The organism is Streptomyces sp. NBC_00726, assembly GCF_045161735.1.
Taxonomy (GTDB): domain Bacteria; phylum Actinomycetota; class Actinomycetes; order Streptomycetales; family Streptomycetaceae; genus Streptomyces.
The window spans coordinates 1829551-1854159 of record NZ_CP108983.1; the positions used below are offsets into that span (position 1 = coordinate 1829551).

The 24609-nt window shown below is 72.8% G+C and carries 23 protein-coding genes and 2 tRNA genes; 4 read left to right on the forward strand and 21 right to left on the reverse strand.

Annotation, left to right across the window (positions count from 1 at the left end; translation table 11 throughout):
- Positions 1 to 99: 99 nt before the first annotated feature.
- Positions 100 to 1095 carry a DNA polymerase III subunit delta gene (gene holA, locus OG338_RS08195; RefSeq protein WP_405936685.1) on the reverse strand — a complete coding sequence of 332 codons (996 nt, stop codon included), beginning with the start codon at positions 1093 to 1095 and terminating at the stop codon, positions 100 to 102.
- Positions 1096 to 1178: 83 nt separating this feature from the next.
- Between holA and OG338_RS08200 the strand changes: the two genes are divergently transcribed.
- A complete protein-coding gene (locus tag OG338_RS08200) occupies positions 1179 to 1424 on the forward strand; it encodes a hypothetical protein (RefSeq protein WP_198957026.1) in 246 nt (81 codons plus the stop codon).
- Positions 1425 to 1462: 38 nt separating this feature from the next.
- On the opposite strand, the gene OG338_RS08205 is transcribed toward OG338_RS08200, so the two are convergent.
- Together OG338_RS08205 and OG338_RS08210 are read right to left on the reverse strand one after the other, a co-directional pair.
- The gene (locus OG338_RS08205) at positions 1463 to 2347 is read right to left on the reverse strand and encodes a YceI family protein (protein WP_405936686.1); all 885 of its coding nucleotides are present in this window, start codon (positions 2345 to 2347) and stop codon (positions 1463 to 1465) included.
- Between the two features lie 146 nt (positions 2348 to 2493).
- A complete protein-coding gene (locus OG338_RS08210) occupies positions 2494 to 3303 on the reverse strand; it encodes an arylamine N-acetyltransferase (protein ID WP_405936687.1) in 810 nt (269 codons plus the stop codon).
- A gap of 122 nt (positions 3304 to 3425) precedes the next feature.
- Here OG338_RS08210 and OG338_RS08215 point away from each other — a divergent pair, with 122 nt between their 5' ends.
- A complete protein-coding gene (locus tag OG338_RS08215) occupies positions 3426 to 3881 on the forward strand; it encodes a pyridoxamine 5'-phosphate oxidase family protein (protein ID WP_405936688.1) in 456 nt (151 codons plus the stop codon).
- Positions 3882 to 3961: 80 nt separating this feature from the next.
- On the opposite strand, the gene OG338_RS08220 is transcribed toward OG338_RS08215, so the two are convergent.
- The 8 genes from OG338_RS08220 to OG338_RS08255 form a co-directional block, all read right to left on the reverse strand.
- Positions 3962 to 6235, reverse strand: a complete 2274-nt coding sequence (locus tag OG338_RS08220; RefSeq protein ID WP_405940358.1) for a ComEC/Rec2 family competence protein — start codon at positions 6233 to 6235, stop codon at positions 3962 to 3964.
- A gap of 305 nt (positions 6236 to 6540) precedes the next feature.
- Positions 6541 to 7302 (reverse strand): helix-hairpin-helix domain-containing protein, encoded by a 762-nt coding sequence (locus tag OG338_RS08225; RefSeq protein WP_405936689.1) that lies wholly within the window; start codon positions 7300 to 7302, stop codon positions 6541 to 6543.
- Positions 7303 to 7726: 424 nt separating this feature from the next.
- Positions 7727 to 8572: a DegV family protein gene (locus tag OG338_RS08230; RefSeq protein WP_405936690.1), complete on the reverse strand. Its 846-nt coding sequence runs from the start codon at positions 8570 to 8572 to the stop codon at positions 7727 to 7729.
- A 153-nt stretch (positions 8573 to 8725) separates the two neighbouring features.
- Positions 8726 to 9460, reverse strand: a complete 735-nt coding sequence (locus OG338_RS08235) for a hypothetical protein (RefSeq protein WP_405936691.1) — start codon at positions 9458 to 9460, stop codon at positions 8726 to 8728.
- Positions 9461 to 9597: 137 nt separating this feature from the next.
- Positions 9598 to 12465: a leucine--tRNA ligase gene (gene leuS, locus OG338_RS08240; protein WP_405936692.1), complete on the reverse strand. Its 2868-nt coding sequence runs from the start codon at positions 12463 to 12465 to the stop codon at positions 9598 to 9600.
- Positions 12466 to 12777: 312 nt separating this feature from the next.
- A tRNA-Ala gene (locus tag OG338_RS08245) sits at positions 12778 to 12850 on the reverse strand.
- Between the two features lie 114 nt (positions 12851 to 12964).
- Positions 12965 to 13198, reverse strand: a complete 234-nt coding sequence (locus tag OG338_RS08250) for a hypothetical protein (RefSeq protein WP_018103228.1) — start codon at positions 13196 to 13198, stop codon at positions 12965 to 12967.
- A gap of 133 nt (positions 13199 to 13331) precedes the next feature.
- The gene (locus OG338_RS08255) at positions 13332 to 14723 is read right to left on the reverse strand and encodes an MFS transporter (RefSeq protein ID WP_405940359.1); all 1392 of its coding nucleotides are present in this window, start codon (positions 14721 to 14723) and stop codon (positions 13332 to 13334) included.
- A 303-nt stretch (positions 14724 to 15026) separates the two neighbouring features.
- Here OG338_RS08255 and OG338_RS08260 point away from each other — a divergent pair, with 303 nt between their 5' ends.
- Positions 15027 to 15818: a helix-turn-helix transcriptional regulator gene (locus tag OG338_RS08260; protein ID WP_405940360.1), complete on the forward strand. Its 792-nt coding sequence runs from the start codon at positions 15027 to 15029 to the stop codon at positions 15816 to 15818.
- A 75-nt stretch (positions 15819 to 15893) separates the two neighbouring features.
- Here the strand turns inward: OG338_RS08260 and OG338_RS08265 are convergent.
- From OG338_RS08265 to OG338_RS08295, 7 genes are all read right to left on the reverse strand, one after another.
- A tRNA-Ala gene (locus tag OG338_RS08265) sits at positions 15894 to 15966 on the reverse strand.
- A gap of 121 nt (positions 15967 to 16087) precedes the next feature.
- Entirely contained in the window at positions 16088 to 16741 is a 654-nt protein-coding gene (locus OG338_RS08270) for a histidine phosphatase family protein (RefSeq protein ID WP_405940361.1), read from the reverse strand.
- Entirely contained in the window at positions 16738 to 17169 is a 432-nt protein-coding gene (gene rsfS, locus OG338_RS08275; RefSeq protein ID WP_405936693.1) for a ribosome silencing factor, read from the reverse strand. Before rsfS ends, OG338_RS08270 begins: the two co-directional genes overlap by 4 nt.
- Before the next feature lie 147 nt (positions 17170 to 17316).
- A complete protein-coding gene (locus OG338_RS08280) occupies positions 17317 to 19053 on the reverse strand; it encodes an LCP family protein (RefSeq protein WP_405936694.1) in 1737 nt (578 codons plus the stop codon).
- Positions 19054 to 19072: 19 nt separating this feature from the next.
- Entirely contained in the window at positions 19073 to 19690 is a 618-nt protein-coding gene (nadD, locus tag OG338_RS08285) for a nicotinate-nucleotide adenylyltransferase (protein WP_405936695.1), read from the reverse strand.
- A gap of 38 nt (positions 19691 to 19728) precedes the next feature.
- The gene (locus OG338_RS08290; protein WP_266778681.1) at positions 19729 to 19890 is read right to left on the reverse strand and encodes a hypothetical protein; all 162 of its coding nucleotides are present in this window, start codon (positions 19888 to 19890) and stop codon (positions 19729 to 19731) included.
- An 83-nt stretch (positions 19891 to 19973) separates the two neighbouring features.
- Positions 19974 to 20126, reverse strand: a complete 153-nt coding sequence (locus OG338_RS08295; RefSeq protein ID WP_018103219.1) for a hypothetical protein — start codon at positions 20124 to 20126, stop codon at positions 19974 to 19976.
- A 113-nt stretch (positions 20127 to 20239) separates the two neighbouring features.
- Here OG338_RS08295 and OG338_RS08300 point away from each other — a divergent pair, with 113 nt between their 5' ends.
- Positions 20240 to 21358, forward strand: coding sequence for a M48 family metallopeptidase (locus OG338_RS08300; protein WP_405936696.1), 1119 nt, complete (start codon positions 20240 to 20242; stop codon positions 21356 to 21358).
- Here the strand turns inward: OG338_RS08300 and OG338_RS08305 are convergent.
- The 3 genes from OG338_RS08305 to OG338_RS08315 form a co-directional block, all read right to left on the reverse strand.
- The gene (locus OG338_RS08305) at positions 21309 to 22412 is read right to left on the reverse strand and encodes a hypothetical protein (RefSeq protein ID WP_405936697.1); all 1104 of its coding nucleotides are present in this window, start codon (positions 22410 to 22412) and stop codon (positions 21309 to 21311) included. The two genes, OG338_RS08300 and OG338_RS08305, sit on opposite strands and share 50 nt — an antisense overlap.
- Before the next feature lie 216 nt (positions 22413 to 22628).
- Positions 22629 to 23222, reverse strand: a complete 594-nt coding sequence (locus OG338_RS08310) for a hypothetical protein (protein WP_405936698.1) — start codon at positions 23220 to 23222, stop codon at positions 22629 to 22631.
- Between the two features lie 64 nt (positions 23223 to 23286).
- On the reverse strand, positions 23287 to 24570 hold the full coding sequence (locus tag OG338_RS08315) for a glutamate-5-semialdehyde dehydrogenase (RefSeq protein WP_405936699.1): 1284 nt from the start codon (positions 24568 to 24570) through the stop codon (positions 23287 to 23289).
- Between the last annotated feature and the right edge of the window lie 39 nt (positions 24571 to 24609).

A 24609-nucleotide genomic window follows, 5' to 3' on the forward strand; every position in this document is an offset into this window, starting at 1 on the left:
GTGTCCGGCCGGTCCGGCGCTTGAGGACGCCCGAACCGACACGTTCAAGCCTGCCCGGCTTGAGGGCCACCGCAGCACACGGGGCCCACCGCACCGCGACTACCGCGGGCTGCGCCCGCCCCGCGCTGCCCCCGCCACGGCCACCACCGCCTTCTCCAACGCGTACTCGGGGTCGTCCCCGCCCCCCTTCACGCCCGCGTCCGCCTCCGCGACCGCCCGCAGCGCCACGGCGACGCCGTCCGGCGTCCACCCCCGCATCTGCTGCCGCACCCGGTCGATCTTCCACGGCGGCATCCCCAGCTCACGCGCGAGGTCCGCCGGCCGCCCCCCGCGCGCCGAGGACAGCTTGCCGATCGCCCGGACGCCCTGCGCCAGCGCGCTGGTGATCAGGACGGGCGCCACGCCCGTGGAGAGCGACCAGCGCAGGGCCTCCAGGGCCTCCGCCGCCCGCCCTTCGACCGCCCGGTCGGCGACCGTGAAGCTGGACGCCTCGGCCCGCCCCGTGTAGTAGCGCCCGACGACCGCCTCGTCGATCGTGCCCTCGATGTCCGCGACGAGCTGCGACACCGCACTGGCCAGCTCCCGCAGGTCACTCCCGATGGAGTCGACCAGCGCCTGGCACGCCTCGGGCGTCGCGGACCGCCCCAGCGCCCGGAACTCACCCCGTACAAAGGACAGCCGCTCGGCCGGCTTCGTCGTCTTCGGGCACGCGACCTCGCGGGCCCCCGCCTTGCGGGCCGCGTCGAGCAGCCCCTTGCCCTTGGCGCCACCGGCGTGCAGCAGGACGAGGGTGATCTCCTCGACCGGGTCGCCCAGATACTTCTTGACGTCCTTGACGGTGTCCGCGCTCAGATCCTGCGCGTTGCGCACGACCACGACCTTGCGCTCGGCGAACAGCGAGGGGCTGGTCAGCTCGGCCAGCGTGCCCGGCTGGAGCTGGTCGGGGGTGAGGTCCCGGACGTCCGTGTCGGCGTCGGCGGCGCGCGCGGCCGCCACCACCTGCCGCACGGCTCGGTCGAGGAGCAGGTCCTCCTGCCCCACGGCGAGCGTGAGCGGGGCGAGCGGGTCGTCGGTGGAATTCCTTCTGGTGGCCATCGCCGTCCAGCATCCCACGGGCCACTGACAGCCCGGTTCCGGCCGGGTCCGCCGCACCCTCCCCCGTATCCGAGAATGAGCACGTGAGCGATGAGAGACACGTGCTGGTGCTGCCCGACCGCGACGCCGCCGAGGACGCGGCGGAGGAGCTCGCCGACCGCTTCGGCGTCACCGACGAACCGCAGCTCGTACGGGACGCGCTGGCCGGCGAGGACGACGCCGAGGACGCCCAGTGGCTGGTCGTCGTGGAGGACCCGGACCACCGTCTCGACCCGGCGGCGCTCGACGCGTTCGCCGCGGAGTACGAAGGGTGGCTGGAGGCGCCGTAGGACCGGCGCCCCCGGGGCCGGCCCCACGGGTCTAGGGCTCAGCCCTTCGGGACGATCTGGACGTCCATCTCGATGGAGATGCTCGGGCCGACGACCGCGATGCCGCGCGCCAGCATCGTCTGCCAGGTGAGCGTGAAGTCCTCGCGGTGCAGCTGAGTGGTGGCGCGGCAGGCGGCCCGGGACTCGCCCTCCATCCCGTTGCCGAGCCCGAGGTACTGGGTGTCGAGCGTCACCGTGCGGCTCACCCCGTGCAGCGTGAGCGCACCGCTCACACCCCAGCGGGTCCCGCCCCGGTGCACGAAGCGGTCGCTGTAGAACTCCAGCGTCGGGTAGCGGCCGACGTCCAGGAAGTCGCTGGAGCGCAGGTGGTCGTCGCGCATCTGCACGTTCGTGTCGATCGACGCGGCGTCGATGATTACGTGCATCGCCGAGTCCTCCATGCGGTCGGCGATCCGCACCGCTCCCGCGAAGGTGTTGAACCGGCCGTGGATGCGGGCCATCCCGATGTGCCGGGCGGTGAACCCGATCTGGGAGTGCATCGGTTCGATCTCCCAGTCGCCCGGTTCCGGCAGCTGCGGCGGCGCGGCGACCTGGAGGGTCACATCGCCGAGGCTCGCATGGCCGCCCGCGGTGACCGTGGCCGAACCGTGGAAGGGCGTGAACCCCTCCGCCGTGACCGCCAGCCGGTACTCCCCCGCCGGAACCGTGGCCATGACACTGCCGTACGGGTCGGTCTCGCCCCCGACCATCTTGCGCCCCGCCCGGTCCGTCAGGACGAACTCCGCCTGCGTCACGGGCTCGTTGACCGGGTCGAGCACCCGGCAGCTGAGGACGCCCGCCGAGTCCGGCACCACCAGTCCGGCCAGGGCGTTGCCCCGAGCGGCGCCCGTCGCACCTTTGTTTCCGAACCAACGGCCGAACATCTCCACACACTCCCGGGCACTCGCTCACCTCGGGCCGTAGGGCAGACGTCGTTGTCGGAGCAGCGGCCCGCCGACGAGCATGCATTCGACCACCAATGAGGCGTTCGAGGCAAACAGAGCGGGTCGCGACGGCTTGGGCGCAGGTGTTACCGAAGGTCCGATTTTCCGGGCAGCCGGTCCAGGCGCAGTCCGAAGTGGTCCCGATAGGCCGCCAGCACCTCGTCGTCGCTGCCGAGCGGTGTCTCGTGCCGCTCGCCGCCCACCGTCGTGAGGAGCTTGCGGCCGCTGAGGGTGATCCGGCCCTCGTCCGTGCTGCGTGAGCAGACCGGGGCCCGGGTGAAGTGGGAGTCGGGCGAGGTGCGGTGGTACCAGGCGCCGGCCCGGAAGTCGGCCAGCTCCCTGGGCCGCCGCTCCAGCCGGAGCTGGGGCTTGCCGTCGCGGAGGACGTCGAGGTCCCCCGCCCCGTCGCCGCCCGCCTCGGCCGGGGCGATCCGGAAGACGCCGGCCGGGTCCCGCTGGTCGGCGCGGTCGTCGAGCGCGAGCGGGTGCCGGGCGTGGTCGCCGAAGCCGACGTCGGCGAGCCACGGCCCGGTCCCGTCCGCCGTCCCGACGCACAGCGCCAGATGGTCGTACGGGATGCCGAGCCGTCCCCCGTCGCCGTGGACGCGGGCCTGGAGGAGGGTGACGCGGAAGCCGAGCGCCCGCAGCAGCACGGCGAACGCGCCGTTGAGTTCGTAGCAGAAGCCGCCGCGCTCGCGGGCCACGATCTTGTCCAGGAGCGGCCCGTCCTCCAGCACGATGTCCTCGCCGAGGTGGATGGACAGGTTCTCGAAGGGCACGGCGACGAGATGGCGCAGTTGCAGCTCGCGCAACGCCGAGGCGTCGGGGCGGGCGGGCCTGGCCGCGCCGATGCGGTCCAGATAGGCGTCGACGGTCTGCGGCAGCTGCGGGTCCATGCGGCCAGTCTGTGCCGCCGCCCCTGCCGCGCGCCATGCACCACTGGTCCTAGGTCGTGTCCGGCGCGTCCTAGGTCCGGCGGCGGTGTTACGGGGCCGGGGCGCCGGTTAGCGTGCGCGGCATGGCCTTCTCGGAACCGGCGCGCAGCCGGGAACAGCGCAAGCAGGACGTACTCGACCGCCTGGAGAAGGACACGGACGCCTGGGTGTCGACGGCTTCCGCCGACGGGGCGCCGACCCTGGTGCCGCTGTGGTTCGTGTGGGACGGGGCGACCCTGCTGATGGCGACCCGGCGCACCAACCCGACGGCGGTCAACCTGACGCCGGACGGCCGGGCCCACATCGCCCTGGGCCACACCCGCGACGTGGTCATGATCGAGGCGACGGCCGAGGTGGTGGAGGGCACGGACCTGCCGCCGGCGTCGGGCGACGCGTTCGCCGCGAAGTTCTCCTGGGACCTGCGGGGGCGCCCCGCCTGGGTGTACCTCCGCTTCACCCCGTACGCGGTCCGGGCCTGGCGGGAGTCCAACGAGCAGCCCGGCCGCGACCTGATGGCGGACGGGCGCTGGCTGGTCTGAGGCCGGGGCCCCGGGGGCCATCGTGGCTGCCACCCGGTCCGGGGCGGGGCGCGCCGCCCGCCGCCTCGCGTCGTATCCCGTCATGACCGCCCCACCGCCCGCAGCCCGCTTCCCGTGCCGGTCACCGCGATCGCCCCGTCCCTGTCGGTGCGCAGCACCACCGCCCCCGCCGCCGTCAGTGCGCCGACGGTCCGGGGTGCCGGGTGTCCGTACGGGTTGTCCCGGCCCACGCTCACCAGCGCGAACCGGGGCCGGACGGCCCGCAGCAGGGCGCTGTCCTGGTACGCGGATCCGTGGTGGGCGACCTTGAGCACGTCCACCCGGGGCAGCTCCGGGTGGCTGAGCAACAGTGCCTGCTGGGCGGGCGGTTCCAGATCGCCCGGCAGCAGCAGGGTGAGCCCGCCGGTCCGCACGAAGAGGGTGACGCTGGCGTCGTTCGGATCCTGCGGAACGTCGTACGGGACGGGGCCGGCCGCCGGCACCGCGCCCACCGGGCCCGCCTCGCCCGGAGGCCACAGCACCCGCCAGTCCAGCTTGCCGATCCGCCGCCGTTCGCCGGGGGCGGCCCGCAGGACGGGCACCCCGGCCCCCGCGGCCGTTCTCCGGACGAACGCGGCCTGCTCCGCCGGCTCGTCCAGGCTCGTCGTCTGGATCGCGCCCACCACCCTGCCGCGCAGCACCCCGGGGAGCCCCCGCACATGGTCGGCGTGGAAGTGGGTGAGCAGGAGCAACGGGACGCGGCTGATGCCCAGTTCACGCAGACACCGGTCGGCGATCCGGGGATCGGGGCCGGCGTCCACGACCACGCCGGAGCCGGGCCCGGCCGCGAGCACCAGGGCGTCGCCCTGTCCGACGTCGCACATGGCGAACGTCCAGCCGGGCGGCGGCCACCCGGTCAGCACCCGCGTCAGCGGTGCCGGCCGGAGCACCGCGAGGACCAGCAGCAGCGCGGCGGCCGAGCAGACCCAGGGCCGCCGTCCGGCCCAGCGCGCGGCCGGCACCAGGACCAGGATCACGGCGGCCAGCAGCGCGGCCCCCGACAGCCCGTCGGGCCAGTCGGCCTCCGCCCCGGGGAACGCCGCTCCGGTCCTGGCCACCGAGGCGATCCACCCGGCCGGCCACCCCGCCACCCTGGCGAGCAGCTCGGCCGCCGGCATCGCCACCGGCGCCACGGCCAGCGCGGCGAACCCGAGGACCGTGGCCGGCGCCACGGCGAACTCCGCCAGCAGATTGCACGGCACCGCCACCAGACTCACCCGGGAGGCGAGCAACACCACCACGGGCGAGCACACCGCCTGCGCGGCGGCCGCGGCGGCCAGCGCCTCCGCGAGCCGTGGCGGCACCCGGCGCCGGCGCAGTGCGTCGCCCCAGCGCGGGGCGAGGGTCAGCAGGGCGCCGGTGGCCAGCACCGACAGCACGAAGCCGTAACTGCGCGCCAGCCACGGGTCGTAGAGCACCAGCAGCAACACCGCGGCGCACAGCGCGGGAATCAGCGTCCGGCGCCGCCCCGTACCGATGGCCAGGAGCGTGATCAGCCCGCACGCGGCGGCCCTCAGCACACTCGGCTCGGGCCGGCAGACCAGGACGAAGGCGAGCGTGAGCCCACCACCGAGCAGTGCGGTCATCCGCAGGGAGATCCCGAGCCTGGGCGCCAGTCCCCCGCGTTCGACGCGCAGTGCGCGACCGGGCGGCCCGATGAGCAGAACGAGCAGAATGCCGAGATTCGATCCGGATACGGCCATCAAGTGCGTGAGATCGGTCGCCCGGAACGCGTCGTGCAGTTCGGGGGTGACCCGTGACGTGTCACCGATGACCAGGCCCGGCAGCAACGCCCGCGCGTCGGGGCCCAGTCCGTCGGTGGCCTCGCGCAGCCCGGCGCGCAGCCGGCCCGCCGTGCGCTGGAGGAGGCCGGGCGGCCCGGTCACCCTGGGCGGGGCCTTGCCGTCGGGCCGCAGCACGGCCGCGACCCGTTCGCCCTTGTGCAGCGGGGGCGCCAGTCGCCCGGCGATCCGCAGGCGGGTGGAGGGCAGCAGCCGCTGCCAGGCCGCCGTCGCGCCGCCCGGCGGGACGATGACCAGGACCGGCGTCCGCAGCCGTACGGCCGTGCCGTCGGCCCGTGTCAGCCGGGTGACCTCCGCGTCGAGGAGCAGGGAGACGGGCGTGCTGTGGTCGCCGCGCACCCGGGGAAACGTGCGCCGGGCGTCGGAGGTGAGGGTGATGTCCGCCTGGACGCGCGCGTACTGCCGCGCCAGTCCGGGCACGGGCCCCCGGCGCGCGTCGGCACCGTGCAGAGCGGCGGACGCCGCCCCGGCCGCCGCGCAGAGCAACACCGCCGCGACAGCAGCGGCCCGCAACCGCCACCGCGCCCACCCGGCACGGAACACGGCGGCGCCCTCACCCCCCGTCCGGCGCCTCCGCAGACCCACCCCGAGCAGCACCATCGCCGTCCCCAGGCAAAGGACCACCCCCATCGCCGCCCAGCGCGCCGGAGCGCCCAGTGCGAGGCCGGCGCCTGCCCAGGCCGCCGCTGCCGGGGCGAGCAAGCGGAGGTCGGCCGGGCCCTCCTGGCGGGGGTCGGAGAGGCCCAACCGCTTGCCCGATGCCGCGTGGATGTCGGGGACCTCACGGGCGCCCGCCGCCCCGAGGGCGTCCCCCGTGTTCACGGGCGCACCCGGGGCCGCAGGTCCGCGAAGCGGCGGGCGCCGATTCCGTTGACCTCGCGGAGTTCGTCCACGGACCGGAAGCCCCCGTGCTGCGTGCGGTAGTCCACGATGTGCTGGGCCAGGACGGGGCCGACGCCCGGCAGCGTCTCCAACTGGTCCGCCGTCGCGGTGTTCAGGCTCACCGGCCCGCCTCCATCGGTGGTGGGACCGCCCACGCCGGGGACCGGGCCCGGGGCCGAAGCCGGCGGGGCGCCCACCACGATCTGCTCGCCGTCCATGAGCACCCGGGCCCGGTTGAGCCCCGCCAGGTCCGTCCCGGGCCTCGCCCCGCCCGCCGCCGTCAGCGCGTCGTCCACCCGCGAGCCGGAGGGCAGCCGGCGCAGCCCCGGGTTCCGCACCTTCCCGCTGACGTCCACCACGATCTGCCCGCCCGGACCGGCAGCGGGACCGGCAGCCGGACGGGGAGACGGCTCGGGCCGACCACCGCCGTCCGCGTCCGCATCCCCCTCCGCAGCCGCCTCCGGCGCAGGCGCGTGCACCGCCTCACCGACCATGTCCGGAGCCCGCACGCCCTCCGGCCGGGCGGACCAGAAGTGCATCCCGGCGAACACCGCGGCCGCGACCAGGACCACGGCGAGCGCCGCAAGGGTCTTCGGCTCCAGGCCGCATCTGAGCTGCACCCACATCGGCAGCCGCTCCCGCACGGCGAACACGGCCGCCGCCCACCGCCCCACGGGCGCCGCGCCCACCACACCCACGGGCGCTTCCTCATCACCTCCCCCGGTTCGGGGCGCCGCAACAGGCGGCGCCGAAACCGGCACCGCCGCCCCGGCACCCGCACCCCACCGCGCGACGCGTCCCCCGGACCCGTCGGCCATCAGCGCGTCGGCCCGGCTGCGCGCCGCCGCGACCGCCTCCGCGCGGGCCGTGGTCCGGCGCCGGCGGCCCGGTCCGGAGCGCGCCGTTCGTCGCAGGCGCCCGTCGGAGTCCGGGGCGCGGCCGGGGCCCGCACCCGGTCCGCCGGGTCCGCTGGTTGCACGATGTGATCGGGAAGCCATGGACCAGGACGCTAGGCAGTCCCGCCGAACCCCGCTGACCACAGCCGATTTCCGTGGACAACGGGCTCATTGTGTATAACTCGACCACTCCGCAGAGTGACGTTCTCGCCGGCCGGCAGGAGCCTCAGCGCGGCGAGACCACCGCGCCCAGCAGCCCCGGCCCGGTGTGCGCGCCGATCACCGCGCCGACCTCGCTGGCGTGCAGGTCCGCCAGGCCGGGCACGCGTTCCCGCAGCCGCTCGGCCAGCCGCTCCGCGCGCTCGGCCGCCGCGAGGTGGTGCACCGCGATGTCCACAGGCCCGCTGCCCGCGCGCTCGACGACGATCTCCTCCAGCCGGGCGATGGCCTTCGAGGCCGTCCGGACCTTCTCCAGCAGCTCGATCCGGCCGCCGTCGAGCTGGAGCAGCGGCTTGACCGCGAGGGCCGAGCCCAGCAGGGCCTGCGCGGCGCCGATCCGGCCGCCCCGGCGCAGGTAGTCCAGGGTGTCGACGTAGAAATACGTGGAGGTGCCCGACGCGCGCTTCTCGGCCGCCGCCACCGCCTCGTCCAGGCCGCCGCCCGCCTCGGCCGTCTCGGCGGCGGCCAGGGCGCAGAAGCCGAGGGCCATCGCGACCATGCCCGTGTCGACCACGCGCACCGGCACCGGGGCGTCCTTCGCCGCGAGCACCGCAGCGTCGTACGTACCGGAGAACTCCGACGACAGATGGAGTGAGACGATGCCGCTCGCACCAGCCTCCGCGACGGCCCGGTAGGTGGCGGCGAAGACTTCGGGGCTGGGCCGGGACGTCGTCACGGAACGGCGCTTCTGGAGGGCCAGGGCCAGCGAACGGGCCGAGATCTCGGTGCCCTCCTCCAGGGCCTGATCGCCCAGCACCACTGTCAGCGGCACCGCCGTGATGCCGTGCCGCCGCATCGCGTCGGGCGGCAGGTAGGCCGTTGAATCGGTGACGATCGCGACATGGCGGGACATGCCCCGGAGGTTACCCGCAGCCGCCCGGGGCGGGCAGTCCGACCCCGCGCGAGCGGTCAGTCGTGGTCGCTTCGCATCGCATCCTGCCACCCTCGGTCACCGGTGGTCGCCGCCACCCCGGCGCGTCCCGGCCGGCCGCCGGGCGTGCACCGCTCAGTTGGTGGTCTCGGGCCGGGCCGCCTTCTGCCACGGGTAGGCGGTGCTCCGCCGGGGATCCCGGGCGGCGATGGCCTCGGGCGCCTTCCGGCGGTCCTCGTCCGGCGCATCGGACGCCGGCTGCCGGTCCTCGGCCGGCGCGGCCGTCCCGCCGTCCCACTCCGGCGCCGGACCCGGGGCCGGGTCCGCCGTGGTCCAGTGCCGCAGGGCCCCGGCCTCCATGTCGATCTGCTCGTTCAGCGCCGACAGCTCGTCGTCGGCGAACTTGCGGGCCCGGTCCCGGGCGGCCCAGCGCAGCGAGTCGGCGGACCGGATGACCCGCTCGGTGCGCTCCTTCAGACCGGGCAGTCGCGAGGACACCGTCGCCTTGTCGGGCTCGCGCTCCAGCGCCTTCAGCTCCGCGTCCAGCTCAAGTCCGTGCACGCTGAGCCGGTCGAACAGGCCCAGGGACTCCGACAGCGACGCGTCCTCGGCCACGCCCGCCCGCAGCGCGTCCTGGGTGGCGCGCATCGACGTGCGCAGCGAGAGGCGCAGCTGTGCCAGCTCGCCGCCGACGCCCAGCTGCCCGTAGCTCTTGGCCCGCAGGGTGGTGTCCTCGACGGTGCGGCGCGCCTGCGAGATCGTGCGGTCGACGCCGCGCCTGGCCGCCCCAACGACTTTGACCGCCGCATAGACGCCCAGGGCCATGAAGGCGACGACGAGCAGCCCCAGAATCAGGATCACGGCTTCCATGAGCGCCCCTCGAATGGTGTGACGGCCTCCGGTACACGTACACCGGTCCTCTCCACCGTAAACGGAACGGGCAGGTTGGGGGTTCCGCCGGAACCCTCAACCTGCCCGTAGGGGAAAGCCCCCACCCGCATCCGCGACTAGGCGGGAACGATGTTCACCAGCTTCGGCGCGCGGACGATCACCTTGCGGATGCCCGCGCCGCCCAGCGCGGCGACGACGGCCGGGTCGGCCAGGGCCAGCGCCTCCAGCTCCTCGTCGGTGATCGACGGGGAGATCTCCAGACGCGCCTTGACCTTGCCCTTCACCTGCACCACGCAGGTCACGGTCTCGTCCACGACGTACGCCGGGTCGGCCACAGGGAAGTCCTGGTGCACGACCGACTCCGTGTGGCCCAGCCGGCGCCACAGCTCCTCGGCGATGTGCGGGGCCAGCGGCGCCACCAGCAGCACCAGGGCCTCGGCGACCGGGCGGGGCAGCGGGCCGCCCGCCTTGGTCAGGTGGTTGTTCAGCTCGGTGACCTTGGCGATCGCCGTGTTGAAGCGCATGCCCGCCATGTCGCCGCCGACGCCGTCGATGGCCTTGTGCAGCGCGCGCAGCGTGTCCTCGCCGGGCTCGGAGTCGACCACGGTGACCTCGCCGGTCTCCTCGTCGACGATGTTGCGCCACAGCCGCTGCAACAGCCGGTACTGGCCGACGACCGCACGCGTGTCCCAGGGCCGCGACACGTCCAGGGGACCCATGGCCATCTCGTACAGGCGCAGCGTGTCCGCGCCGAACTCGGCGCAGATCTCGTCCGGAGTGACGGCGTTCTTCAGGGACTTGCCCATCTTGCCCAGGACGCGGGAGACCTTCTCGCCCTGGTGGTAGAACGCCCCGTCGCGCTCCTCGACCTCGGCCGCCGGGACGGCGATGCCGCGGCTGTCCCGGTAGACGAACGCCTGGATCATGCCCTGGTTGTACAGCTTGTGGAACGGCTCGGCGGAGGAGATGTGGCCCAGGTCGTGCAGGACCTTGGACCAGAAGCGCGCGTACAGCAGGTGCAGCACGGCGTGCTCGGCACCGCCCACGTACAGGTCGACGCCGCCGGTCGGCCGGCCCTCGCGCGGGCCCATCCAGTACTCCTCGATCGCCGGGTCGACCAGCTTCTCGGAGTTGTTCGGGTCCAGGTAGCGCAGCTCGTACCAGCAGGAACCGGCCCAGTTGGGCATGGTGTTGGTCTCGCGGCGGTATTTCTTCGGGCCGTCGCCCAGGTCCAGCGTGACGTCGACCCACTCGGCATTGCGCGACAGCGGGGTCTCGGGCTGGGTGTCGGCGTCGTCCGGGTCGAAGGTGCGCGGCGAGTAGTCGTCCACCTCGGGCAGTTCCAGCGGCAGCATCGACTCGGGCAGCGGGTGGGCGATGCCCTCCTCGTCGTACACGATCGGGAAGGGCTCGCCCCAGTAGCGCTGGCGGCTGAACAGCCAGTCGCGCAGCCGGAAGTTGACGGTGCCCTCGCCGACGCCGTGCTCCTTCAGCCACTCGGTGATGCGGGCCTTGGCGTCGGTGACGCCCAGGCCGTTCAGCGAGATCTCGTCGTTGGCGGAGTTGACCAGCTTCGCGTCGTACGAGGCGAAGGCGTCCTGCCACGTCGAGGCGTCGGTGCCGCGGTCGTCCGACGGCTCGACCACGCAGCGCATCGGCAGCTCGAAGGCGCGCGCGAACGCGAAGTCGCGCGCGTCGTGCGCCGGTACGGCCATGATCGCGCCGGTGCCGTAGCCCATCAGGACGTAGTCGGCGATGAAGACGGGGATCTGCTCGCCGCTGACGGGGTTGGTGGCGTACGCACCGGTGAAGACACCGGTCTTGTCCTTGGCCTCGGCCTGGCGCTCGACGTCCGACTTGGCGGCGGCCTGCTTGCGGTACGCGGTGACCGCCTCGGCCGGGGAGGCGTGGCCGCCCGTCCAGACCGGGTGGGTGCCCTCGGGCCAGGCGGCGGGGATGATCCGCTCGACCAGCTCGTGCTCCGGCGCCAGCACCATGTAGGTGGCGCCGAACAGGGTGTCCTGGCGGGTGGTGAAGACGGTGACGCTGCCCGCGCCGTCGACCGGGAAGTCGACCCGCGCGCCCTCGGAGCGGCCGATCCAGTTGCGCTGCTGGAGCTTGATCGCCTCGGGCCAGTCCAGCCCGTCCAGGTCGTTCAGCAGCCGGTCCGCGTAGGCGGTGATGCGCATGTTCCACTGGCGCAGCTTCGCCTTGAAGACCGGGAAGTTCCCGCGCTCGGAGCGGCCGTCGGCGGTGACCTCCTCGTTGGCCAGGACGGTGCCCAGGCCGGGCGACCAGTTGACCGGCGCGTCGGAGGCGTAGGCCAGCCGGTACCCGCCCAGGACGTCGGCGCGCTCGGCGGCGCTCAGCGCGGACCAGTCACGGCCGTCGGGGGTGGCGCGCTCACCGCTCTCGAACTGGGCGACCAGCTCGGCGATGGGCCGGGCGCGGTCCGCCTCGGTGTCGTACCAGGAGTTGAAGATCTGCAGGAAGATCCACTGGGTCCACTTGTAGTACTCGGACTCGATCGTGGCGAACGAGCGGCGCTTGTCGTGACCCAGGCCCAGCCGGCGCAGCTGCGCCGTCATGTTCTCGATGTTGGCCTCGGTGGAGACCCGCGGGTGCGTGCCGGTCTGCACGGCGTACTGCTCGGCGGGCAGGCCGAAGGCGTCGAAGCCCAGGGTGTGCAGGACGTTGTGCCCGGTCATCCGCTGGTGGCGGGCGAAGACGTCGGTGGCGATGTAGCCCAGCGGGTGGCCGACGTGCAGCCCGGCGCCCGAGGGGTACGGGAACATGTCCATGATGAACTTCTTGGGCCGGGCGGCCAGCTCCGGATCGCCCGCCAGGTCACCGGCCGGGTTGGGCGCCTCGTACGTGCCCTCGGCGTCCCAGAAGTCCTGCCAGCGTGCCTCGATGTCGGCGGCCATCGCTGCCGTGTAGCGGTGCGGCGCAGCGGCGTCCGCTGCGGTATTCGTCTCGCTCATGATCCTCAAAGCTCCATCGATCGTCATCTGCCGGCATCCACGTCTACGGACACACGTCCTTGGAAACGAAAAATCCCCTCGCACAGGAGGGGACGCCGCGCTGATGCCGACCAGGCGTTCTCACCGGTCGGGACTGATCAGCGCGGCTCGCTAAGCAGAAGGGCTACGGCACGCATGGCGTCAGGGTACCGCACCGAGCCGGTCCCCCTCCGGGCAATAGCCACTGACCGGTCGCCGCACACAGCACGGCGGCCCGTGCACACAGAACGGCGGGCCATCCGATTGGGATGGCCCGCCGTTCCTTCTTCACTGTGGAGCTAAGGAGAATTGAACTCCTGACCTCTTGCATGCCATGCAAGCGCTCTACCAACTGAGCTATAGCCCCTCGTTGCGCCGCCCGGTCTCCCTGGCGACATCGAGAACAGTACCGGTCACCCGGGCCGTCCACCAAATCGATTCCGGTCCGTCCGGTTTTCCCCCGCCGGAGGCGGGGAAGCGGTCAGGCCGTGGCGAAGGAGTAGAAGCGCTTGAGGGTGCAGTGCTCCTCAAGGAGCCGGCCGTAGATCGGCTCCCCTTCGAGCTCCCGGTAGGTCTCGATGGGGTCGCCTTTTATGATCAGCGCGCGTGCGCATTCCTCGCACCAGTACTGATAGTCCGCGTTGACCGGGTCCATGTCCCTGACGATGGGCGTACCGCTGCCGCACCAGTCGCACTTCCGCCTGTGTGCACCCATGGATCAGCTCCGGCCCCGGCGGACGAAAGGCGATTGCGGGACCTCGTGGCGGCTCCCAGGCATCGCGCACACCCTCCCGTTCGGTCCGTCGCCCCCTCCGACGGTCCGATTCTGCCATGACCCCGCAAGGGGGTCAGCCGACCGCCGTTCCCGCCCGTCGCCACCGTCGTACGAGCCCCGCCGCAGCCCCCGCGCACGCCACCGCGGCCAGGGCCAGCTCGCAGACCCACAGTGCGTGCCCCGACCCCCGCGGCCCCGGCGTGCCGAGGCGGTTGAGGTAGAGGGTGCCGACGGCGGCGACGCCGATGACCTGCCCGAGCTGGGTCACGGTCACCAGCACACCACTGGCGTCGGCGGCGTCCTGGGGCCTTACGTCCGCCAGGGCGCCCGCGAGGTTGGGGCTGAACGCGAGAGCCATACCCGTGCCGATCAGCACGAAACCCGTGTACAGCGCGACGCTCCCGCCGTCCCCACCCCGCAGCACGAAACCGGTCACCGTCACACCGGCGGCCAGCACCGCGAACCCGCCGGGCACCAGGTACCGATGGAGCCGTGCCGGCCACCGCCGCCAGGTCAGCCCGGCCGCGCCGAAGGCCACCGCGGTCGGCGCGCACATCAGCCCGGCGTGCAGCGCCGAGTATCCGAGGCCGCCCTGGAGGTGCAGGGTCAGCGTGAAGAGGAAGCCGGCGTTGGCCGCCATCACCAGCAGGATGCGCACCGCCGCCACGGCGATCCCGGGCAACCGGAGCACTCGGGGCGCGATCAGGGGCGCACCCCCGCGCGCGGCGAGCCGTGTCTCGTACGCCACGAAGCCGGCGAGGGCCGCCACGCAGGCGAGCAGGCAGATCCACGTCCAGTCCGGCCGGCCCAGCTGCTGGCCGAGCACCAGCGGCACGGTCAGCAGCGTGACGGCCACCGCGAGGAGGACCAGCCCCACCGGGTCGAAGCCGCGCGCCCGCGCCTCCCGCCGGGCCTCCCCGGTGCGCGGTTCGCCCGGCAGCACCCGCGCGCCGAGCACCAGCAGGACGAGCCCGATCGGCACGTTGACCAGGAAGACCGGCCGCCAGCCCGCCCCGAACAGGTCGACGCTCACCAGCACCCCGCCCACGACCTGCCCCGCCGCGGCCCCGGTGGCCAGCACCGCGCTGTAGGCGCCGATCGCGCGCACCCGCGCCGCCCCGGTGAAGTGCTGCTGGATCAGGCTGAGCACCTGCGGGATCATCACCGCCGCGCCCGCCCCCTGGATCACCCGGAAGGTGATCAGCTGCCCCGAGCCCGCCGCCAGTCCGCAGGCCAGCGAGGCCGCGGTGAAAACCGCGAGCCCGGCCAGATGCGCGCGGCCGTGTCCGAGCAGGCCGCCGAGCCGGGCTCCGGCCACGAGGAGGACGGCGTACGAGATGGTGTATCCGGCCACCACGAGCTGCAATTGGGCCCCGGAGGCGTCGAGTTCGGTACGGATCGTGGGGGCTGCGACGTTCACGATGAAGATGTCGAGCATGGCCATGAACTGGGCCGTGAGCACCACGGCGAGCAGCCGGGCGGGGGTCTTGTCAGTGGTGGGGGTTTTACTGGTGACGGAGCGTGAGGCCGTCGTTTCGGATGTCGCGGTCATGCGTTCCAGGCTGGTGCCGGACGCATACGGGTAACGAGAGCCCGCTGATGCTGGTACTGGCAGCACCTGGCAACAGCCGGGCGCAGCACCGACGATGGGGGCGTGACGGTGACGACACAGCGGACGGCGACGGCACGACAGCAGACGCGGCGGAGCGGACCGGCGACGGGCAGGCGTCCGGAGCTCGCCGCCTTCCTCCGAGGCCGCCGGGCCCGGGTGACCCCGGCCGACGTGGGCATGGCCCCGGGCTTACGGCGGCGCACCCCCGGTCTGCGGCGCGAGGAGGTCGCCCAGCTCTCCGGCGTCGGTGTGACCTGGTACACCTGGCTGGAGCAGGGCCGCCCGATCAACGCATCGCCGCAGGTCCTGGACGCGGTGGCGAGGACGCTGCGGCTGGACCCGCCGGAGCGCGAGCATCTGTACGAGCTGGCGGGCGTCGCCTTCCTGCCGGGGAGGGAGTCCGACGCCTTCGAGGTCGGCGAGGAGATCCAGGGCATCATCGACGCGCTCGACCCGCTCCCCGCCGTCGTCTACAACGCGCGCTACGACGTGCTGGCGACCAATCCGGGCTACCAGGACCTCTTCGGCATCCCCGCCATGCGGGGCACCAAGGTCCGCAACGCGCTGTGGTCGCTGTTCACGGCGTGCGAGAAGGACTGTCCGGTCGTGCACCGCACCCAGGAGCTGCCCCTGATGGCGGCGACCCTGCGCAGCGGCTACGGGCGCCATGTGGGCGAGCCCGCGTGGGAGTCGTTCATCGCCGCGCTGTCGGAGGCCAGCCCCTACTTCGCGGAGCTGTGGCGCAGCGGGGACGTCGTCCCGCCGGGGCGGCGCGTGAAGACCTTCCGGCACTGGGCGGTGTCCGGTGAGATACGGATGACGTCGGTGTCGCTGACGATCAACGGGCTGCCGGAGTGCCGGATCGTCACGTACACCCCGGCCGACGAGGAGAGCAGGGAGCTGCTCGCCGCGCTGCGGAAGCACCGCCGGGGCGACAAGGACCGTTGACCGCGCGTGTGGAAGCGGGGCGGGAGTCCCGGCATGGAGAAATCCCGCCCCCTGGTGGGGACGGGATTTCGATTGTGGAGCTAAGGAGAATTGAACTCCTGACCTCTTGCATGCCATGCAAGCGCTCTACCAACTGAGCTATAGCCCCGCTGTCCGCTGTGTTTCCCTGCGCTCCCGCGCTGCGAACAAGAAGAACTTTAGCCTGTGACCAGCCGGAAAGTGAAATCCGGCCCCCGCCGCCCCGGAGAGGGCGGCCGGCGACGACCGGATCAGGTGTCGTCGCCGAGCACCGGTTCGGGCAGGGTGCCGGCGTTGTGCTCCAGCAGCCGCCAGCCGCGGGCGCCCTCGCCGAGCACGGACCAGCAGCAGTTGGTCAGGCCGCCGAGCCCTTCCCAGTGGTGCGCCTCCAGGCCGAGCAGCCGGCCGATGGTGGTCCGGATGGTGCCGCCGTGGCTGACGACGACCAGCGTGCCGTCGTCGGGCAGCTTTCCGGCGTGACCGAGGACCACGGGCGCGGCCCGGTCGGCGACCTCCGTCTCCAGCTCGCCGCCGCCGCGCCGCACGGGCTCGCCGCGCTTCCAGGCGGCGTACTGCTCGCCGTACCGCTCCACGATCTCCTCGTGGGTCAGGCCCTGCCAGGCGCCCGCGTAGGTCTCACGCAGACCCGCGTCGTGCACCACGTCGAGCCCGGTGATCGCGGCGAGCTCGGCGGCCGTGGCCGCGGCCCGCCGAAGGTCGGAGGCCACGATCGCGTCCGGCTTCAGCGAGGCGAGCAGCCTGGCGGCCCTGGCCGCCTGCGCGAGGCCCGTCCCGGTCAGCTCGATGTCCGTGGAGCCCTGGAACCGGCGTTCCAGATTCCATGCCGTCTGGCCGTGGCGCCAGAGGACGATCCTGCGGCCCCTGCCGCTCCTGCTGCCGTTCAGCTCCGCTCACCTTCCGTACCGCCGTTGAGCTGCGCGTGCTCGGCGGCCTTGCCGCGGGTCTTCACCGCGTCCTCGGGCAGGTCGAGCTCGGGGCAGTCCTTCCACAGGCGCTCCAGCGCGTAGAAGACGCGCTCCTCACTGTGCTGGACGTGGATGACGATGTCGACGTAGTCGAGGAGGATCCACCGGGCGTCGCGGTCGCCCTCGCGGCGGACCGGCTTGGCGCCGAGCTCCTTCTGGAGCCGCTCCTCGATCTCGTCGACGATCGACTTGACCTGGCGGTCGTTGGGGGCCGAGGCCAGCAGGAAGGCGTCGGTGATCGACAGCACGTCGCTGACGTCGTAGGCGATGATGTCGTGCGCGAGCCGGTCGGCGGCCGCCTGGGCGGCGGCGTTGATGAGCTCGATGGAGCGGTCAGTGGCGGTCACAAGCAGGCTTTCGTCGTCGGTCGGATAGACCTCTAGGGTCTCACGGGGAACCGTCCGGCCACGCAGCCATATTCCGTGACCCGCTCGCGGGCCGCGCGGGGAGGTCCGGGGCCGCTCGGCTCCGGACCTCCCGCGACCGCTCCGCGGCTACTCGGGCTTGTAGTCCTGTCCGAGGAGGACGGACACGTCCGCGTTCCCGGCCGGCTTGCCCTTCTTGACCGCGCTCGTCGGCAGTCCGAGGGTCTTGGCGACCTGGGTCGCCTTCTCCTTGTCGGCCGCCTCGGCGTAGACCACCTGCGAGGAGGCGACCGCGTCGGCCTTCCCGCTGTTGACGAAGGCAAAACCGCCGTTGACCAGCTTGCCCCGGGCGGACTCGGTGGAGCCGGTGTCACCGGTGGCGTTCTTGATCCCGACCCGGACCACCCCGTCCGCCGACGGCGCCTTGACCGTGCCGCCGAGGATGTCCTTGACCACGCTCTCGGTGGCCGCGTCGGTGAGGGTGCCGTCGTCCTGCACGGGCAGCAGCGCCGTCTTGTAGTCGCCGATCTTGGCATGCTCGGCCAGCTTCGCCAGCGAGGCGCCGAGGTCCTTCTCGGGCAGCGACGGGTCGAGGATCTGGGCCAGCGTCTCGACGGTGACCGTGGCCGCCTGCGGGTCGCCGGACATCTTGCGCAGCACCCCGCGCATGACCTGCCCGAACCGCATCAGCTGCTTGGTCTCGGCCTCGCCGGGCCCCCGGTACGTGGCGTACGCGACGGCCATCTGGCCGCTGAGGGTCTGCGCCTCGCCCTTCTTCACCAGGTCGCCGGAGCCCTTCTTGGTGCCCGGCACCGCGGTGTCGGTGTCGACCTCGATGTTGCCGACGAGGTCGACCAGGTTCTCCAGGTACGGGGTGTCGAGCCGCCAGGTCCCGCTGATGTCGGTGCCGAGCAGGGTGTCCAGGGACTCCCGGGTTCCGGACGTGCCGTCGTCGTCGACCGACTTGCCGAGCGTGGTGGTGGTGCCGTCCTCGTCGGAGACGGCGAGGGAGTTGGGGAGCAGGACCGTGGTGCCCTGCTTGGTGGTGACGTTGTCGACCAGCAGGGCGGTGGACGTGCCGCCGGACTTGGTGTTGTGGAGGTGGACCACGATGACGTCCCGGCGCTGCGGACCGGTGGTCGCGGTGTTCTCCTTCTCCCCGTCGGACAGGCCGGGGATCTTGTCCGCCGACCACAGGTAGCCGACGCCGCCGAGCACGGCCAGGACGCCGACGACGATCAGCGCGACGATCCGGTTGCGGCCCCGGCGGCGCGCCTCCTCGCGGCGCTCGCTGCGGCTCTCGGTGAATTTGAGCCAGTCGATGACGTCCTCGGAGTCCTCGTCGGGCTCCTCGATGAAGGCGAACTGCTCGGTGCGGTAGTCGTCGCCGCCCCGGCGCTGCCCGGGCACGGACGCGTCCGGCCCCGGACGCGGCGCGGGCTCACGGGTCGGGGCGGGCGCGGGGGCCGGGGCGGGGGTCGCGGCCTGCTGCGGAATGTTCCACTGCTGGGTCGTGTCGACCGCGGCGGGCTGCTGCCCGGTGTCGTGGACGGGCTGCTGCTGCCCGGTGTCGTACCCGTACCGGTCGTAGCCGTAGTCCTGCTGCGGGGTCTGCTGGGGCTGGGCCGCGTAGGGGTCGTACGGCTGCGGCGGCGCGGGGGGCCGCTGCTGGGCGTACGGGTCGTAGCCGTACCCCTGTCCACCGTAAGGGTCGGGCTGCTGCTGCGGCGGCTGCGGCTGCTGCCCGTACGGGTCGTACTGCTGCTGGCCCGGCTGCTGCTGGTACACCGGCTGCCCGTACTCGTCGTAGCCGATGATCTGCGGCTGCTGGTAGTACGGGTCGTACGGGTTCTGTCGGTCGTTCACCGGTGCCCCTTTCCGTGGCTCACTCGCCGCGGTACAGCTGGCGCTTGTCGATGTAGCGGACCACGCCGTCGGGCACGAGGTACCAGACCGGATCGCCCTGGGCGACCCTCTCGCGGCAGTCCGTCGAGGAGATCGCGAGCGCGGGGACCTCCACCAGGGAGACGCCCCCCTTCGGCAGCCCGTCGTCCGTGAGCACATGGCCCGGCCGGGTCACGCCGATGAAGTGGGAGAGCGAGAACAGCTCGTCGGCGTCGCGCCAGGTGAGGATCTGGGCGAGCGCGTCGGCACCGGTGATGAAGAAGAGGTCCGCCTCGCCGTGGGCCTCGCGCAGGTCCCGCAGGGTGTCGATCGTGTACGTGGGACCCTTGCGGTCGATGTCGCTGCGGCTGACCGAGAACTGCGGGTTGGACGCCGTCGCGATGACCGTCATCAGATAACGGTCCTCCGCCGGGGAGACGTGCTTGTGACTCTTCTGCCACGGCTGCCCGGTCGGTACGAAAATCACCTCGTCGAGGTGGAACTGGGCGGCCACTTCACTGGCCGCCACCAGGTGTCCATGATGAATCGGGTCAAACGTCCCGCCCATCACGCCGAGTCGGCGTTTTCCGCGGCCGGTAGGCACTTCCTGCTCTCCCATGCGTGCAGAGCCTACTGGCACAGCTGTACGCCTCGGCCTCAGCGGTCGCGGTTGAAGCGCGTGGTGATCCACAGAAGAAGGAGAAGCGCGACAAAGGCACCGCCACCGGTGAGGTAGGGGCTGAGGCTTTCGTGATTGCCGCCGTGCTCGCCCTCGGCGGCGACGGTGACCAGCTGGTGTGCGGTGCTCGTGAGGCTCATCTTCGGCAGGACCTATCGATCGGGAGTCGGGGGAAGACGTCGCGGACATCGTATGCGGGTGCCCCGGGCACGCTCACGCCGACTCAGTCGTTGTTGTCGTCGTTGCGGTATCCACGGAGCAGGAACCAGGCCAGCAGGGCGGCTCCCAGCAGGGAGACGACCAGCACGATGCGGATCGTGTTGCCCGGCCCCTGATCCTCGGATGCGGCGGCGAACAGAGCAACGGTGTGCGGCATGTCGGGCGTCTCCTCAGTTATCCACAGCCCCCCGCACACCGTAGCCCCAGCGCCTAGGCTGGACGGCGTCAGGGGGCGAGCGACGTCTCGTACGAACACAGGGGGCCCATGTCATGACCAGCAGCCACGAGAGTCAGGACCGCGTACCGAGCAGGCAGCGCAAGCGTTTCCCGGGGATCTCCTCCCGGGCCTACGAGCACCCCGCGGACCGCTCCGCACTGGTCGCGCTGCGCAAGCTGAGCGGCTTCGACACCGTCTTCAAGGCGCTGAGCGGACTGCTGCCCGAGCGCAGCCTGCGACTCCTCTTCCTGTCGGACTCCGTCCGGGTGAGCGACGCCCAGTTCGCGCACCTCAACGACATGCTGCGGGACGCCTGTTACATCCTGGACCTGGAGAAGGTCCCGCCGATGTACGTCAACCAGGACCCCCGGCCCAACGCCATGTGCATCGGGCTCGACGAGCCGATCATCGTGGTGACCACGGGCCTGGTGGAGCTGCTGGACGAGGAGGAGATGCGGGCGGTCGTCGGCCACGAGGTCGGACACGCCCTGTCGGGCCACGCGGTGTACCGCACGATCCTCCTCTTCCTCACGAGTCTGGCGCTCAAGGTCGCCTGGATCCCGCTGGGCAATGTCGCGATCATGGCGATCGTGACGGCGCTGCGCGAGTGGTTCCGCAAGTCGGAGCTGTCGGCGGACCGGGCCGGGCTCCTGGCCGGCCAGGACATACAGGCGTCGATGCGCGGCCTGATGAAGATCGCCGGCGGCAACCACCTCCACGAGATGAACGTGGACGCGTTCCTCGCCCAGGCCGACGAGTACGAGAAGTCCGGCGACCTGCGCGACTCGGTGCTCAAGATCCTCAATGTGCTGCCCCGCTCGCACCCGTTCACCACGGTCCGCGCCGCCGAGCTGAAGAAGTGGTCGGAGACCCGCGACTACCAGCGGATCATGGACGGCCACTACCCGCGCCGGGACGAGGACAAGGACACCTCGGTGACGGACTCGTTCAAGGAGTCCGCCTCGCACTACGCCGATTCGGTGCGCAACAGCAAGGATCCGCTGATGAAGCTCGTCGGCGACATAGCGGGCGGCGCTGGGGACCTGGGCGGCAAGCTGCGGGACAAGTTCACCGGCGCGGGCGGCGCCAAGGGCGGTGCTACGGACGGCGCTGCGGGCGGTGCTACGGGCGGCCCTGAGGACTCGCAGGGGCCGTCGGCGGAAGGGAGCTGACCGCCAGCGTCCCGCAGAGCGCGGCGACCGGCCGGCCCGTGGCGTACGGGTCGGTGCCCGCCGGTCCGCGCGAGACCGCCCGCTCACCCGCGAGCAGCGGCCGCAGGGCGCCCGAGGCGTCGGCCGGGCAGGACTGCGGGCCCGCCTGGAGGTAGCTGGTCCGCACCTCCAGCCGGTGCAGCCGCAGGTCCTCCCGGTCGAACCGGAAGCGCATCTCCCGTCGCACGGTGAAGAGGGAGGCGCCGCCCTTCGGCTGGGGGCCCGACACGGCGGGGCGCAGGGCGTACGTGAAGGTGTGGTCCGAGACGACCTCCAGGGCGTCGGAGCCCGTCTGGGTGTAGCTCAGGGTGCCCCGGACCCGGACCTCGGGGTCCGGGGTGACCCGGGCCGGGTCGAAGCGGACGAGCCAGCCTGTCGCGGCGTGCTGCCCGTCGTCGTAGGGCTCGTTGACGCTGCGGTCGAACTGCTCCATCTGGTCCGGGTCGAGCAGCGCTTCCACCGGGCGCACGGCGTTCCCGCTGAGCACGTCGGGGTCGAGCGAGGAGGCCGCCAGATAGTCCTTCACCGTGGCCAGGGCGGCGCTCACCTCGCTCTCCGAGAAGTCGGCGGTGTGCCGGGCGGGCGGCGGGCTGATGCCGTCCCGGCCCTTCGGGTGGTGCGCGGCGGGGCTGCTCGCGAAGAGGGCGGCGGGGGTGCCCGCGGGGACGACGCCGCGCGGGGCGAGCGGGACGACGGTCATCCGCAGCGGTTCGGGCTTCCGGGCGGCGGCCGGGGTCTCGTAGGGGTGGCTCAGGCCCATGAAGACGGCGGTGCCGAAGGCCAGGGCGATGAGGATCAGCAGGGCGAGGGCGATCCGGGAGCCGTTGCGGTAGGCCCGTCCGGGCAGGCTGCGGACGGCGCGGGCGTGCTCCCCCATCCGTTCCTGGGCGGAGAACTCCTGGAGCCGGGCGGCCCGCACGAAGGACTCGTCGAAGACGAGTGAGCCGTACTCGTCGTCCGGACCGTGCGCGCCGTTCTCCGCCGGGCCGTCGGGTGGATCTCCGCGGTGTGCCATGACTTCTCCCGACTCCGTGAGAAGTCCCCTCTTCGGGCGGAGGAGGGGTCATACATTCAGGGTGGGTCGATCACGACGACGGTAAACGCGGTGACGCCCGGCAACCACCGGGGAGTTCCACCGGACCGCCGGACGGGGGACCCGGAAACGGGCCGGGGGCGGCCGGGACGGGGCCGGCCGGGCAGGGGGTGGCCGGGTCGGCCGGGGCGCGGGAAGTCAGGGGGTGCGCGGGACCGCGGAGACCATCGGGCGGGAGTAGTCGTCCGCGTCCGAGGGGGCGGAGCCGGGGCCGGGCCCGGGCGCGCTGTCCACACCGGTGGAGGCGGGCGGCGGGACCTGGTCCTGCCGGTCCCCCGAGCTGTTGCGGTAGACGGCGCTGAAGGCCAGGGCGACCATGCCGACGCCCATCAGGACGGCCAGCAACCAGGCGACCGGCCGGTGCCAGCGGGCCGCCCCCCGGTACGGGCGGAGCGCGCCGCCGTGGCGCCCGTAGGGCCCGTCCTCGTGGAAGTCGTCCGCGTCCAGCGGGTCGTAGCCGTCCGGGCCGCCGCGGCCGCCCGGACCGTAGCCCTCGTCGTACAGCTCGCCGTCGTAGGGGCCGCCGCGGGCTCCGGCGCGCCGGGCATCGGCCTCCGCGCGCGCCTCGGCCGCGGCCAACAGCCGCTCGACGGCGGTCGGTTCGTGGAATTCGGCGGCCCGTACGAAGTCCTCGTCGAACACCACGGAGGCGAAGTCCTCGTCCGCGCCCCCGCGGTCGTCGTCGGGCTCCCAGCCGTTCGGATACGGCCTGCCCCCCACGTCGTCCGCCACGGTTTCAGACTAGCCCCGGCGGACCGCTTTGGGCAGGGAGACGGCGCATTCGCCTGTCACCGGGTCACCGCACGTGGCCGTCACCGGTGACGATGTACTTGGTCGACGTCAGTTCGGGCAGGCCCATCGGGCCCCTGGCGTGCAGCTTCTGCGTGGAGATGCCGATCTCGGCACCGAAACCGAACTGGCCTCCGTCGGTGAACCGGGTCGAGGCGTTGACGGCCACCGTCGTGGAGTCCACCAGCTGGGTGAAGCGGCGAGCGGCGGCCTGCGAGGTGGTCACGATGGCCTCGGTGTGGCCGGAGGACCAGAGCCGGATGTGTGCCACGGCCGCGTCCAGTGACTCCACGACGGCCGCCGCGATGTCGTACGAGAGGTATTCGGTCTCCCAGTCCTCCGGGGTCGCCGCGACCACCGTGGCCTTGGTCCCCTCGGCGTACCCCAGCACCCGTTCGTCGCCGTGCACGGTCACGCCGGCCTCGGCCAGGGCGTCCAGGGCGCGCGGCAGGAAGGCGTCGGCGACGTCCTTGTGGACCAGCAGGGTCTCGGCGGCGTTGCAGACACTGGGGCGCTGGGCCTTGGAGTTGACCAGGATCTCCACTGCCATGTCCAGGTCGGTCTGCGCGTCGACGTACACATGGCAGTTGCCGGTGCCGGTCTCGATGACGGGGACGGTGGACTCCTCGACCACCGTGCGGATCAGCGAGGCGCCGCCGCGCGGGATGAGCACGTCCACGAGGCCCCGGGCGCGCATCAGCTCGCGCACCGAGTCCCGGCTCTCGCCCGGGACCAGCTGGACCGCGTCGGCCGGCAGGCCGGAGCCGCCCACCGCGTCGCGCAGCACCCGCACCAGGGCGGTGTTCGACGCGAAGGCGGAGGACGAGCCGCGCAGCAGGACGGCGTTGCCCGACTTCAGGCAGAGGGCGGCGGCGTCCACGGTCACGTTGGGCCGGGCCTCGTAGATGATCCCGACGACGCCGAGGGGCACCCGGACCTGGCGCAGGTCGATGCCGTTGGGCAGGGTCGAGCCGCGGACGACCTCGCCGACCGGGTCGGGCAGGGCGGCGACGTCCCGTACGTCGGCGGCGATGGCGCGGATGCGCTCCGGGGTGAGGGTCAGCCGGTCCACGACGGATTCGCTGGTCCCCGCCTCACGGGCGCGCGCCACGTCCTCGGCGTTGGCCGCGAGGATGTCGCTCGTCCGTACCTCCAGCGCGTCGGCGATGGCCAGGAGCGCGTCGTCCTTCGCCGCGCGCGGAAGTGGCGCGATGTCGGCGGCGGCGGAACGGGCCCGGTAGGCGGCCTGGGCCACCGGAGACATGTTGTCGTACGGCGAGAGCGTGGTCATGCCCGCAGAGTAGTGCGCGCCCTGCGGGCATTCCGCACG